Consider the following 13,371-nt stretch of genomic DNA (forward strand, 5'->3'; position numbering starts at 1 on the left):
AAATTAGTATAAAATGAAAAAAATAGTATTAATGATTACCGCTGTCATATTTGTGGTAGCTGGAGCATCTGCTCAGATCCACAAACCAGTAAAGTGGACTGTAGCAAGTAAAAAACTGAATAGCAAAGAAGCTGTTGTATTTATTAAAGCCACTATTCAGAACGGTTGGCATATTTATTCTCAAAACGTAAAAGATGGAGGCCCTATTCCCACATCTTTCCAATTTGCTCAAGCTGCAGATTATGCGTTGACAGGTAAAACTGCAGAACCAAAATCTAAAGTAAAACATGAAGAAGTTTTCAAGATGGATGTCGGTTATTTTACTAATGAAGTTATTTTTCAACAAAAAGTAAGCCTTAAAAAAGGAACAGCTACAGTAAAAGGCACTGTGGAGTGGCAAGCATGCGATGCTTCCCAATGTCTCCCTCCAGACGAATACAGCTTTGCTGTGACTATTAAATAAATAAGAAAAGGTGAAAATTACCTTTTCTTATAACTATTTTTAATGGTATTTATAAATAGTATAGCAGTTATGTAGCTCAGTACTATTCTTAAACGAAGATTTTTGTTATTGGAATAGCTTAACCTCTTTTTTTGTTATGGCAGGTCTTATTTTATATTTAAAAAGCAGAACCAGAAAAAAATAAAAGGTTTTAAATCCAAAAAATAAGTAATGAACTTTAGCTATATCTTTATGTAAACAATTGTAATAAAGATGGATAATTTACATTCAATGAATCTATATAGTAATATAAAAAAACGCTTGAGTCTGGGAAACTCAAGCGTTTTTAATCTAACCAATTATTAACCTAATTTAATAATACATTTTTTGTGCCAAATTAATTGATTTCTTGATAATATTGGCGATTTTTTGGATTTCTACTCTTATATCCTACCAGATCATGATGGCCAGTGTCGTTGACAATATTGCCTTACTATCCATTTAGATATCTACTTAAGTTAATGTGGTGGAAGTCAATGTTACTATGTATTATATCCAGATTTTCCGACTTTAACCCATAATTCGATTAGTAGCCCAGCTAAAAGCATAGAGACGCCGGCAGTAACAAACACACCAACAATTCCCGTAAAGTTAAATAACATTCCCCCTGCGGCTGCGCCAGCTGCAATAGCCCCCTGTACGGCTGCCACAACCATGCCTCCGGCACTTTCGGCTTGGTCAGGAACGGCTCTTGCAACCCAATTTGACCATGCTACAGGAACCCCGCCAAAAGCCATTCCCCAAATCGCAATTAATAGCGCATGTCCTACAAAAGAAGATGGAATCATTACCAAAAGCAATGCTATGATACCTACGATCATTGGCATCAGTACCAGTGTTCTACGCAAACTTCTTTCCAGTAGTTTACCGGCTAATAACGTCCCTGCAAAATTAGCTACTCCAAATCCCAGAAGCATGAGTGCTAAACCATTAGGCCCTATCGAAATAGTGCTTTCTAAAAACGGACGTATGTAGGTAAACAGTGCATAATGCCCCATGTGTGCTAATACACAGCCTACCATTCCTATAGCTATTCCTGGCCGTAAAAGTACACTGGACACTGTACCCGAGGTTGCTGTTTTATGGGGTCTTAGTCGAGGCAGGGTGAACCATTGGAAAACCAGTGTGATTACCCCTATTACAGCAGCAGCATAGAAGGCACTTCTCCACCCCAAGATCCCGCCTAAGTAGCTTCCCAAGGGTACAGACACCACTGTTCCAACGGCTATGCCACTAAAAATTATAGAAAGAGCTCTTGGGACAAGTGCCGCAGGTACTAAACGCATTGAAACTGCCGCCGCCATCGCCCAAAAACCTCCCAGAGCAACACCTAATAATGTTCGCATGACGAGGAGTACTATTAAACTGGAAGAAAAAGCGACCAATAAATTAGAAATAACCATTAAAAATGAAAACGCAAGTAATACCCATCGTCTGTCCAAAGACCGTGTCAGACCTGGTAAGATTAACCCCGAACATAATGCCGCAACTGCTGTAACAGTAACCGTTTGGCCTGCAACAGCTTCAGACACCCCGAGTTCCGAAGCCATAGGGGTTAGGAGACTCGCCGGTAAATACTCAGACGTCAACAATCCAAAAACGCCCATTGTTAGGGAAAACACTGCAGTCCATGCTGGTGCGGTCGGTCCTCCATTATAGGAGCCTGAGGGAGCTGCATCTATCCTTGTAACAACTTTACATTTGTTGTTACCTAAATTTAAACTATCCATAAAAACAAATTTATTATGGATCAAATCTCGTTTTTAATAACTATGAAAAGTTATGACAATCAAACAGATCGTAATGAAATACAAACAGCAATATCAACCCTAACTGTTTTCATTTGTAAACATATATATATGATCCGAAAGTGCTGTTTTAAATAGAAAATTACAATGAGTTTTATATTGCTATTTTATTTTTTAATATATACTGATCCCGTGTTTTTCCGAAATTGTAAAGGAGTAACAGCGGTTTGCTTTTTAAAGAAAAAGATAAAGTTAGATGAATGTTCAAAACCTAAGCTGAATGCTATCTGAGAGATGTCCCAACTACTAAATTGTAACAATGCTTTTGCCTCCTGAAGTATCCTTTCCGTGATCCACTCCGTAGTTGTTTTGCCTGTATATTCCTTCAAAGCGCGGTTCAAGGTATTTGTATGAACATTTAGCTGAGCAGAAAATTCGTTTGCGGTATTTAATTTCAATGCCTGGCTTGGCGAATCGATTGGAAACTGCAATTCTAATAATTCCACAAACAGTTTTGTAATGCGTTCGGACGCGTTCGCAGGTTGGTAAAACGTTTCTGGCGGTTGCATTTTCATAGCTTCATGCATAATGATCTGCACATAGCTTCGTAAAAGGTCATATTTATGTGTATAATCGGAATGGATTTCGCGAATCATATTTTCAAAATGCCCTTTTAATACATGAATATTCTCTGTGTTTGGAAAAAATAGATGCTCCCCGCCGACTTTAAAGAGGGGGGACTGGGCTAGACTTTCGTTTCTGAAGTTGCGGGTAATAAAATCTTCAGTAAAAAGACAGAAATAACCGCCCTGATCTTCCGAGGTTGGCTCCCAGGAGTATGGGATCATCGGATTAAAAAATGTAATAGATGGTTTGTCAATCCTAATGGATTTATCTGCATAACTTAAAATTCCCGTGCCCTTTGTAATGATGGATATTTTATAAAAATCTCTGCGATTGGGTGGGAGAGAGGTGCTATCGCAAGAAAAATTCGCTCGATTATATACATTAAAACCGCGAGCTTCCCTATCGATACGTCCATGTCGGCTATAAAACTCGGATACACTTTCCTTTCTACTCATAGTGCAAAATTATGAAATTGAAACGATCATAGACAATATTTTTATTTCCAGTAAAAAATATAGCAGATATAGCTACATGTCATAAAATTTGGATTCTCCAGCTAAATCTTATGTTTATATCCGCCCTGTAATGAGTGATTACTCTGTAGTTTCCATATCCGTAGGCTTGAATCCTTTAAAACCCATTACTAGTTCCTCGAATAATTTATCTGAATATTCAATTACCAAGCAGGCTCATGTTCATCCTTAAAATATATCTAAAAGTTCATTCCCCTTGAGCATTTTCCTCCTTTGTGAGTAGCTTTATTAATTTTATCATGCTCTTAAAATTGGCATGAGACCCCTCAACATTGTAATATCTTATAACATTATTAAAATAAAATTGTAAATTTATAAAAAAACTCTCTTTTTGAGAGTTTTTTATTATTACCTTTGTCGTCAAGAGCAAGACCATTGATCTGTATTTCAGTATGGTGAGAATTATAAAAATTACTTCTATTGATAGTTATATCAAAACTAATCCCAGAGAGAAGAAAGCTCTTGAAGCTTGGGTGTCGATTGTAAAATCCCAAACTTGGGGGAAACCTCAAGATATTGTAGAATCCTTTGGAGCAAAAGCGGTGGATATTTTGGGAAAGGCTGATGCAAAAGCTGATACCCCTAATAGCGAGCGGGCTGTTATTGATATTCGAGGTAATAATTTACGGATTATAGTAAAATATCAGTTTCACGAAAAGCTTAAAAATGGGGTTATCTATATAAAATGGATTGGTACCCATGCCGAATATACTAGACTTTGTAATCTGAACAATCAGTACACAGTAGAAATGTTTTAAATGAAAGTGATGAAAAAGAAAATGTTTAAAAATGAGGAGGAATACAACCTGGCAGTTGCCAAGTTGGAAGAAATCGGTGATCGCTCAGATTTCGGAGAAAACGAAGATCTCATCAAACAATTTGAACAGCTTTCAGATTGGATAGAAGCCTACGAAAATGATGTAACAGACATTAACATAGGTAATCCTGTTGAGATCATTAAGCTTAAGATGAGCTATATGGGATTTAAACAGAAAGATCTACAACCCTATATCGGGAGCAGTGGAATCGTTTCTGAGGTTATGAATAAAAAGAGAGCGCTTTCAAAAAATATGATTCGCGAGTTATCTGAGTTTTTGCATTTGGACCAAGACTTACTCAACGTGAAGTATGACCTATTAGTTTCTAATTCAAAAGAAAAAAAACAGAGCTCATTGACTGTATTTACAGAAAGTGTGCTTTTTGAATATATCAATACTGCTCAAACTGCATTATTTAAAAAAAGAGTCTCTGAAAAAGGAGCACTATTTGCTATAGGTTGTTAATATGAAAACAATAACTTTTTATTCGTACAAAGGCGGGGTAGGACGTTCCTTAGCATTGGCCAATATTGCCAATAGATTGGCAGAGTTTGGCAAAAAGGTTTGTATGCTTGATTTTGACCTCGAGGCTCCGGGTTTACATATCAAGTTTAGTGATAGTATAGGGAAAAGCGGGATAAAAGGTGGCTTGGTAGATTATATCCACAAGTTTACTACGGAAAATATTGTTCCAGAGAATATTTTAGATTATGTCACTGAAGTTAATTCCTTCAATGAGGGTGGAGGAACGGTTTCTTTAATTGCTGCTGGTAATACGACGCGCGAAGAATATTGGAAAAAACTATCCCATATTAACTGGACGAAGCTTTTTTACGAAAAAGATAGTTTAGGAGTAGATTTCTTTTCAATCTGAAATTTCAGATCGAAAACCAACTGTCGCCAGATGTTTTATTGATTGACTCTCGAACAGGGATTACAGATATCGCTGGTGTTACCATGTCTATTATGGCAGATGAAGTTGTGTTGTTTGCTGCGAATAATACAGAAAACCTTGATGGAATAGGTCAGGTGCTTTGTTCACTAGCTGTACCTTCAAATTCATTAAGAAATACCGTACCTAAGATTAACATTGTGCTTTCTAGAATTCCTTATTTTACTAAAGCTAAGGATAAACCAAGGGAAGCGAATGCAAAAAGTACAGCATTAAGGATTTTGAATGAAAAATTAGAGCATAAGAAGATAAAGGACTTCGTAGTTGAAAAAATATTTGTTGTTCATTCTGAACCTGAATTAGAGATGCGAGAAGAGATTCGAATGCATCACAGGAATGATGATTTATTAGGTCAATCGGTTACCTCTGCAGACTATTTGGAGTTATTTCAGGAACTCACGCATGATGTGGCGGTTGATAGCCAAGAAGTAGATGAGCTTGATAATTTTATGAGAGCAAATATGCTTGTAGAAAAAGCTCAAAAAAGCAAAGTCAGAGAAGATCAAATATCATTATTAAAAGAAGCAATTCAATTATATCCTCGATTTTCTTTTGCATATCTATATTTGGGCATTGTATATCTTGAAGCTGATCTATGTACAGAAGCAATAGCGAATTTGGAGATAGCAGAGACACTAAACCCGCAATTAGCTGATAATGCTGAATATTTCAAAGGACATGCTTTTGTGAAACAAGGAAAGCTTGATGTTGCTATAAATTTATTTGAGCATCAAATGGAGGTTGAATCCAATGTGATTGGATCTTTATCGATGCTTGGGATTATCAGTTATAGGAAAAAGGATTATGAAAAGTCGTTAATGTATTATCAACAAGCAGTTGATCAAGACCCTGAAAATCCAAGCCTTTGGAATGGTTATGCAAACAGCTTACGTGTTTTAAAGAGGTATAATGAAGGTTTTGAGGCTGTTTATAAATCTTTAGAACTGAATCCGCAACACATATTAGCAAATACCACATTAGCAGAGTTGAATGGGAGTATTGGTAATTATCGTGAGTTTTATAAAAATTTAGATTTGGCTTTTTCTTTGGGACTAACTAATAAAGATTTTCAACAAATGATAGATGAAGATGAGTTTTATCTTTACTTTATGAATGATGAAAATTTTAAAAAAATCTTAGATAAATATAAAATTGATGTTAAGTGGGAAGGGGCTCAAAAAAATATTTGACGAATTGAAAGCTAAGGCCCAATTCTTTATTAACTTATAACGAGGTAAGTAGAAGAAATGGATGTGGAAAATTTCCAAATTCTTTCTAGATAAATATGATTTAAAATTTAGTATTTTTGTTTTAATTGTTGTATTGATAGTAAAATAATTAGTAGGATGGAAATTTGATTAAATAAGATATAAGAAAATAGGAAGATGATATTTTAAAATATGAGCCAAGTGCTGGTAACACTTAGCTCAAAGTATCATCCGTACCTGAAAGGTAGAATAGAGTTATTGTTTTTTTTATTAAACGCGAAATAACGGATTTTGTTTCATAAAAAAGAATAAAATCAGATTTCCCGTAATTATACTCTTTCCTTTCCAGTGTAACCTGGGTCTTGACCTCCCCATGTTCTTTACGAAAAATTAGATCACAGCTTAATAGTAAAAATCTTAACAGGATGCTTTGGCAATGTTATGGTCTTTCCATTTCTGGAAAACTGACATTATCATAGCTGATGGAAGATTATGTTCAAAATTTTAAAGTTAATTCAATGGCAGGTAATGGCAAAACAGGCGACAATCGCGTCATGGTTACGTGGGAGAACGTAGCCAATCACAAAATCCAGTAACAGGATTATGGACCAAGCGTGATACGCAAACAGGACAATTTATGGATGTCAAAACATCCGGAGGTAAATTTAAAGGTGTTAGAAAGGAAAAGTAAGATTCGAAATGCCCAGAAATTCTGGGCATTTTTTTAAAATGAAAATATGGAAGATTTAAAAAACATCCAATTTGCTGAAATTTTAGAAACTTTATCTGAAAATTTGAGCATTACGGAAACTCAACATAATGCAGCTGTAAAAAGTTATATAGCTGTTGGCAACTGGCTCAGTAAAGATGATTCATTATTAAAACCTTATGAGCCGAAATAAAGCCTCAGGGATCATTTATTATTGGTACAACAATACAACCAGTAGACCCGCAAGACGATTTAGATTTGGATATTGTTTGCGAGTTACATGGGAAGAGATGGAATTGGACACAGGAAGATGTTAAAAGAATTGTTGGCGATCAGTTGAGATCGCACATGACTTACGAGTCATTATTGGATGATGAAGGCAGACGTTGTTGGACATTAAGGTATCGATCTTCTTCTGATCGGAATGATAAATATCATATGGATATATTGCCCAGTGTAATTGCACAAGGATATAGTATTCTTTTGGAAAAATCATTTTCTAATTTACAGGAGAAAGATTATGAAAAATTAAGATTGTCTATCACAGATAGAGAAAGTCTTAATTATCAAACGGAAACTGATCCTAGTAGATGGTACCAAAGTAATCCATTTGGTTATGCAAAGTGGTTTATGAGAAAAGTTGAACTATACAACGGTACTATAAGAAAATCTTTTTCACTTAATGAGGCTGTTAAACCAACGCCCAGGTATCAAGAAACCAGATTACCTTTGCAAAGAGTTGTTCAGCTTCTTAAAAGACATCGTGATATTATGTTTTCAACTGAAAAAGATGAAGATGTTAGAAAGCAAAAACCAATATCATGCGTCATCACAACTTTAGCCGCTCGTGCATATCGGGGAGAAGAGGATTTGTCAGATGCTATTAGTGGTATCATATCACGTATGGAAGATGAAATTGAGTGGCGTTTGGATAGGTTTGGTAATAGATATGAATGGATATCTAATCCTGTAAATAAAACTGAAAATTTTGCAGATAGATGGAATGATGAAGGATCATTCCGTAGAGATAATTTTTATAAATGGTTAAAACAAATTCGTCAAGATTTAAGCATTGCAAAATCACAATATGGTTTGCATAATATTGCCGAGTCTCTTAAAAAACCTTTTGGGAACGGTTTGGTAACTAAAACATTTTCTCAGATAGGAGAGCGCTCTAGATTGTTAACATCAGAAAGATCAAATTTTTATTCGAAAAAAGACGGAATTATTGGTTCAGCTTTAGCTTCAAGCACTATTATAAGTAAAATTCCAACACATACATTTCATGGGAAATCCAAAGATTAGAATAAAGAGGCCCTCATTAGCAGAACAGTATATAGCGTTGAAAAGAGCTTTTCCTGAATCCTTAATGGAATCCGATATGATAACATATTTTACCTGGGAGGGGACTTTAAGGTCTTCTCCCTTAGGAGATGAGTATCTAATTAAAATTAATTATACGCTAGGAAATGTTCCTAAAATATATGTTATTGGACCCAAGGTACTAAAATTAGCTCTTGGTAAAGATAGATTACCGCATGTTTATAAGCAAAAGGAACAGCAGTTATGTCTTTTTGTTTCATCAGAATGGAACACGGGACGAATGATTGCTTATACTATAATACCTTGGATTATAGAGTGGCTATTTCATTATGAATTATGGTTAATCGATGGGGATTGGAAAGGTGGAGGAACAGAACATTAAATATTAAAAAAAGAAAAAATGAGTACAACATCGATATCTCCAATTAATAAATATCTTATTTGGATACGTTCCGCAGGTAGATGTCAATACATTGGCTGTAATAAAGAGTTACATACTGATATATTAACAAAACGAAATTTTAATCAGGCATATATTGCACATATAATAGCTGATCAGCCAAAAGGACCGAGAGGAGATAATATTCTTTCGCCACAGTTAGCGGATGATATTTCCAATTTAATGTTGATGTGTGATGCGCATCACAGATTAATTGATAAAGTTGATGTGTTGGGACATCCAGAATCTGTTTTGTTAGATATGAAAAAGGAGCATGAAGAACGAATCAAAAATGTAACTAATATACAACCCGATAGAAAAAGTTATATTGTATCTTACAATGCTAATATCGGTTCTAATACACCTAATGTTTCGTATCCAATGGTTAGTAGCTTTTTACGACCAGATTATTATCCTGCTAAAGATAGTTCTATTGAGCTTGGTTTAGTAAATAGTTTAGATAGGGATTCTGACTTAAGCTTTTGGTCTACTGAGCTTAGGAATTTGAAAATGAAATTTGATCGATTTCTTTTGCCTATGATAAAATCTGGAGAAATTAATCACATATCATTATTTGCATTTGCACCAATTCCATTATTGATTCAGCTCGGAGTTTTAATAAATGACATGGTTGCTGTTGATGTTCGACAAAAAAGGAGAATTCCTGATACTTGGGCATTCGGGGATGATATCGAAACTGACTTTGTTTATTCAGAGAATACACGCAGTCTTAAGACGGTGGCACTGAAGCTTGAATTAAGTGCAGATATTACCGATGATAGGGTTGAAAAAGTCTTAGGAGACGAGGTGTCAATTTATTCGATCCGCATACAAAACCCAACTAATGATTTTATCGAATCTAGAAGGCAAATACGAGATTTTGGAAAAAAAATGCGCGAAGTTCTTAACGTTATAAAAAAGAACCATAGCCAAGATACTACTCTGCATATCTTTCCAGCTATACCTATCTCTTTAGCTGTAGAGGTTGGTCGTGTCTGGATGCCAAAAGCTGATTTAGCTTTGAAGATATATGATCAAAATTCAAAATTAGGTGGATTTGTTGAAACAATTTTTCTAAAACATGAATAGTTAAACTGATAGAAAAAGAAATAGTTATTGTGAAAGCTTCATAAATAACTGTAGGCTTTTAGTTTTTTTGTGTCTATAGTTGCAAGTATAAGTTCATTACATAAATAATTTTATAAAAATCTGTATTTGTGGAATCATACTGGCATTTATTATAAGGTTATCATAACTGGATATCGATAATTTTGATATTCAGTTTTTCAATTCAAATCTCTTGTTGAATAATTTCCTTAAGGAGATTTCCAGAGCCTACTTTATTGATCTTTGCTAAGTTCTCAGCTTGAGCAAATTCATCGGAGTTATTGAACATCTTGTAATGCCGTACTAAACTGGATCTTAGCAATTCTAGATTTAGATTTTTGATGCCAGTTTTTCAGACAACACTTACTGTTTTTTCAAATCTATCCAGATCTTGAACATCTACTGTTACAATTTTAGAGAAAAACAGGTTTATAGTAAATTGTTTAGCCACATTTGCAAAATCTTGACCTTTCTCTGGTACATCGATTCTATATAAACTAACTATTTTTTAACCTTTCATAAATTATGTCCTGTTCTCGTAGTACTTTTTTTTCTTTCTCTTCTAATAAGTTCATCTTCTGCCGGAAAGTAGGGGAGATATTTTGTAGAAAATAGCTTTTTACTATCATTGAGTGCAGAATATTTTTCAATAGTTCATTCTTATCTTAGTTATATATTTTTCTTTGCTTTATCTTCTCCAATATTTTTCTTTGCTTTATCTTCTCCAATATTTTTATTAGCCTTTTTCAATAAATCATCATCGACAGCCTTGATTACCTTATAGATAGTTTCACGTTTATTATCACCATTCTCATCTTTATATGTTCTAGATGTGGTTGTATTTTTAACCAAACCTTTCAGTAGGCCTTTATTCCAATCAATTGATGATTCTTTATCTAATGGAGAAGGTAGGTTAAGGATTATATCTGAATTGCTGAAAGTGTGACCAATAGCAAAGTCTCTTATCGCAATGACAATATAACTTGCTTTATGTTTAGTACCACTCAGACCGATTTTATTTCGAGCTGTATCTGGTCTACCTTCAATAAAGTCTTTTGTGGATTGAGGTAAATTGTCCCATGAAGGAAATGTTATATTATCATTTTTAAATTCACAATAATCTAAACCGAAAATTAAAGGGTAAGCTTCTGCCAAATCTAATGTTAGAGTACGGCTTCCTATTTCTAATCCCTTATATTTAAGATTCTTGTTTTCTAATAACAAATCAATTTCCTCCTCAGTAAGTCGAAAATGTAATCTGAACTTCTTGCTTTTAGCTGTAAATCTCTGTTCGTAATTCATGGCTTTGAAATAGAAAGTTTAAAATATTTGTATTTCTAATTATTTAATAGTATGTTTGTTGTGTAAATATTAGCGATTATTGTGGGTGGTGTATTCTACCCTTAACGATGTCACTTACGCACGAAAGCCGTCAATTTTCCACGTGAGTAGACTCGAGGTTCGCTTTCCATTGAAATTTTGTATATTCGTATACCTAAATCAATGGAGCGGGCTTCCTGTCAGCTTTGTGGAACTAAGACTTAGGTCTTAGGGGCTCTTGACGGCGCCTCGTGCAAAGCTAGGAAGTTCGCTCCGTTGAAAATATCTCCAACTAGGCCTGACAATACTTCCTTAGTGCACATCGTGTTTCATAAACCAAAAATTATTATGATACAACGATTTAAAACCATCCAAAAAAGACGAGGTTACTTCATCAAGGATCGAAGTAATCAAGTCGATAATTCACAACTTTTAAAGAACATTATCTGCGCTCCGCAATAGGAGCTAAAATAAAACATATAGTCCAATAGGAGAGAGCTCGCTCTTACTAAATCCAAAGACGCTTTTGCGGAAAAAGTATGGCGTAATGCCCAGACCTGATACTGAAAAAACGAAAATGGAAGAGGGTTGAAGCTAATAAGCTATCATTCCCTAGAAGATATATGTTGCCGACTTTTATTCTATTGGTAAACAATTGTTTTTTCCAATATAAAGAGGATCGGAAGCCTACTTTTTACATTACACTTTAAAAGTACGACGTTTCTCTAAGTAAACCAAATAATTGTGATTACGATTTTATCGTGATACACTAATATTTTAGGAGCCGGTTTTTGTTCTTTATCTAAATTATGCAATCGCGAAGACCAGTTATAACCTTGATGTAGACCAATAATTGCATTTTTTCTAATCTTATTTTTTAACTATTGAGGTTGAAAAGGGAACCTATTGTCTAAATATTAGCTCCCTTTTAATTCTCAATCTAATCTTTTAAAAAATGCAAAAACTTTGCAACAGGGAGAGCTATGCGCTATTCCAAAGGAAAAGAATTGTCTCAAAGCGAGGGTTATTAATTCGTTTTCTTTTTAAAACAGACCAAAAATTAACCACTTTGAAAAGATCAATACTAAATGATGAAAACTGTAGACATCATCAATTCTTCAGGGATGATGCTTTCCTTCAGTTTTCGGATAAAAAAATAAAATGGCTAGACCAATTGGTAAACAACTATCAGTTTAATCTAGTGCAGTATGCCTTTAATTTTATGAATTGCTTATTAAAGGCAATTAAAGGGATTGCGGTACCATGGATCATAGTTATAGCAATATTTCATAGTTTATGTTTATATGCTCAGACACCTCGCAAGGACAGCGGGGTGCATGGGCAGGTAAAATATGAACTCGGAGGACGTGTGATATCCGCTAAAGATAATAGTCCGATGCAAGGAGTATCTATCCGGGTCGATGCGGAAAATTTACAAATCAGAACCTCCCAAGATGGAACTTTTGAACTGGAGGTAAATAACCGAAAAGGAAAAATCAAGTTCAGCCATATCGGTTTCAAAACGCAAGAAATTAATTATACCTCAGAAGTATTGTTAATGGTTAAATTGATACCTGAGGAGAATGAAATTGATGAAGTGAAGGTTGTATCGACTGGTTACCAGAAAATACCTAAAGAACGGGCTACCGGAAGTTTTGAGTTTGTAGATTCTGCACTTTTCAATCGTAAAGTATCGACAGATTTTCTAAGCAGGCTGGAAGATGTAGTACCTGGAATATCAAGCACCAAGTATTCGTCAACAAATAGAGGTAAACTTCCAAATATTAATGTAAGAGGGGTTAGTAGTCTCAATTCTAATATTTGGCCTTTAATCGTCATCGATGGTGTACCGTACGTTAATAATTTTGATGATCTAACGGGCTATTTTAACAATATAAATCCGAATGATATTGAAAATATTTCTGTTCTGAAGGATGCAGCTGCAGCTTCCATATGGGGAGCGCAATCCGGAAATGGCGTTATTGTGATTACCACCAAGAAAGGGAGATTCAATCAGCCACTTCAGCTCAACTTAACAGTAACCTTACTGTAGGTGAGAAACCCGATCTGTATTATATGCCTCAG

At 34.8% G+C, this 13,371-nt stretch carries 15 protein-coding genes; 11 read left to right on the forward strand and 4 right to left on the reverse strand.

Annotation, left to right across the window (positions count from 1 at the left end; all coding sequences use genetic code 11):
* Positions 1-13: 13 nt before the first annotated feature.
* A complete protein-coding gene (locus tag L950_RS02405) occupies positions 14-463 on the forward strand; it encodes a protein-disulfide reductase DsbD N-terminal domain-containing protein (RefSeq protein ID WP_021191251.1) in 450 nt (149 codons plus the stop codon).
* A 521-nt stretch (positions 464-984) separates the two neighbouring features.
* On the opposite strand, the gene L950_RS02410 is transcribed toward L950_RS02405, so the two are convergent.
* Together L950_RS02410 and L950_RS02415 are read right to left on the reverse strand one after the other, a co-directional pair.
* Positions 985-2,232, reverse strand: coding sequence for an MFS transporter (locus tag L950_RS02410; protein ID WP_021191252.1), 1,248 nt, complete (start codon positions 2,230-2,232; stop codon positions 985-987).
* Positions 2,233-2,417: 185 nt separating this feature from the next.
* Positions 2,418-3,332 carry a helix-turn-helix domain-containing protein gene (locus tag L950_RS02415; protein ID WP_021191253.1) on the reverse strand — a complete coding sequence of 305 codons (915 nt, stop codon included), beginning with the start codon at positions 3,330-3,332 and terminating at the stop codon, positions 2,418-2,420.
* Positions 3,333-3,802: 470 nt separating this feature from the next.
* On the opposite strand from L950_RS02415, the gene L950_RS02425 reads away from it, so the two are divergent.
* The 9 genes from L950_RS02425 (at position 3,803) to L950_RS02460 (ending at position 9,948) form a co-directional block, all read left to right on the forward strand.
* Positions 3,803-4,168: a type II toxin-antitoxin system HigB family toxin gene (locus tag L950_RS02425; protein ID WP_021191255.1), complete on the forward strand. Its 366-nt coding sequence runs from the start codon at positions 3,803-3,805 to the stop codon at positions 4,166-4,168.
* Between the two features lie 9 nt (positions 4,169-4,177).
* A complete protein-coding gene (locus tag L950_RS02430) occupies positions 4,178-4,693 on the forward strand; it encodes a type II toxin-antitoxin system HigA family antitoxin (protein ID WP_156169488.1) in 516 nt (171 codons plus the stop codon).
* 1 nt (position 4,694) lies between these two features.
* Positions 4,695-5,102 (forward strand): KGGVGR-motif variant AAA ATPase, encoded by a 408-nt coding sequence (locus tag L950_RS02435; protein ID WP_021191257.1) that lies wholly within the window; start codon positions 4,695-4,697, stop codon positions 5,100-5,102.
* 92 nt (positions 5,103-5,194) lie between these two features.
* Positions 5,195-6,370: a tetratricopeptide repeat protein gene (locus L950_RS02440; RefSeq protein WP_197086180.1), complete on the forward strand. Its 1,176-nt coding sequence runs from the start codon at positions 5,195-5,197 to the stop codon at positions 6,368-6,370.
* Between the two features lie 580 nt (positions 6,371-6,950).
* Positions 6,951-7,079 carry a hypothetical protein gene (locus L950_RS34855; RefSeq protein WP_021191259.1) on the forward strand — a complete coding sequence of 43 codons (129 nt, stop codon included), beginning with the start codon at positions 6,951-6,953 and terminating at the stop codon, positions 7,077-7,079.
* A 46-nt stretch (positions 7,080-7,125) separates the two neighbouring features.
* Positions 7,126-7,290 carry a hypothetical protein gene (locus L950_RS29235; protein WP_197086181.1) on the forward strand — a complete coding sequence of 55 codons (165 nt, stop codon included), beginning with the start codon at positions 7,126-7,128 and terminating at the stop codon, positions 7,288-7,290.
* Positions 7,291-7,322: 32 nt separating this feature from the next.
* Positions 7,323-8,402 (forward strand): hypothetical protein, encoded by a 1,080-nt coding sequence (locus L950_RS02450; RefSeq protein ID WP_410528081.1) that lies wholly within the window; start codon positions 7,323-7,325, stop codon positions 8,400-8,402.
* Entirely contained in the window at positions 8,383-8,802 is a 420-nt protein-coding gene (locus tag L950_RS02455; protein ID WP_021191260.1) for a hypothetical protein, read from the forward strand. Before L950_RS02450 ends, L950_RS02455 begins: the two co-directional genes overlap by 20 nt.
* An 18-nt stretch (positions 8,803-8,820) precedes the next feature.
* Entirely contained in the window at positions 8,821-9,948 is a 1,128-nt protein-coding gene (locus tag L950_RS02460; RefSeq protein WP_021191261.1) for an SAVED domain-containing protein, read from the forward strand.
* Between the two features lie 370 nt (positions 9,949-10,318).
* On the opposite strand, the gene L950_RS37025 is transcribed toward L950_RS02460, so the two are convergent.
* Both L950_RS37025 and L950_RS02465 read right to left on the reverse strand, forming a co-directional pair.
* Complete coding sequence (locus L950_RS37025; RefSeq protein WP_156169495.1) at positions 10,319-10,471, reverse strand: thermonuclease family protein; 153 nt, start codon at positions 10,469-10,471, stop codon at positions 10,319-10,321.
* A gap of 164 nt (positions 10,472-10,635) precedes the next feature.
* Positions 10,636-11,268, reverse strand: a complete 633-nt coding sequence (locus tag L950_RS02465) for a hypothetical protein (RefSeq protein WP_021191263.1) — start codon at positions 11,266-11,268, stop codon at positions 10,636-10,638.
* Positions 11,269-12,355: 1,087 nt separating this feature from the next.
* Here L950_RS02465 and L950_RS02470 point away from each other — a divergent pair.
* The gene (locus tag L950_RS02470) at positions 12,356-13,339 is read left to right on the forward strand and encodes a TonB-dependent receptor plug domain-containing protein (protein WP_197086183.1); all 984 of its coding nucleotides are present in this window, start codon (positions 12,356-12,358) and stop codon (positions 13,337-13,339) included.
* The last annotated feature ends 32 nt before the right edge of the window (positions 13,340-13,371 follow it).

The organism is Sphingobacterium sp. IITKGP-BTPF85, from assembly GCF_001006065.1.
GTDB lineage: Bacteria > Bacteroidota > Bacteroidia > Sphingobacteriales > Sphingobacteriaceae > Sphingobacterium > Sphingobacterium anhuiense.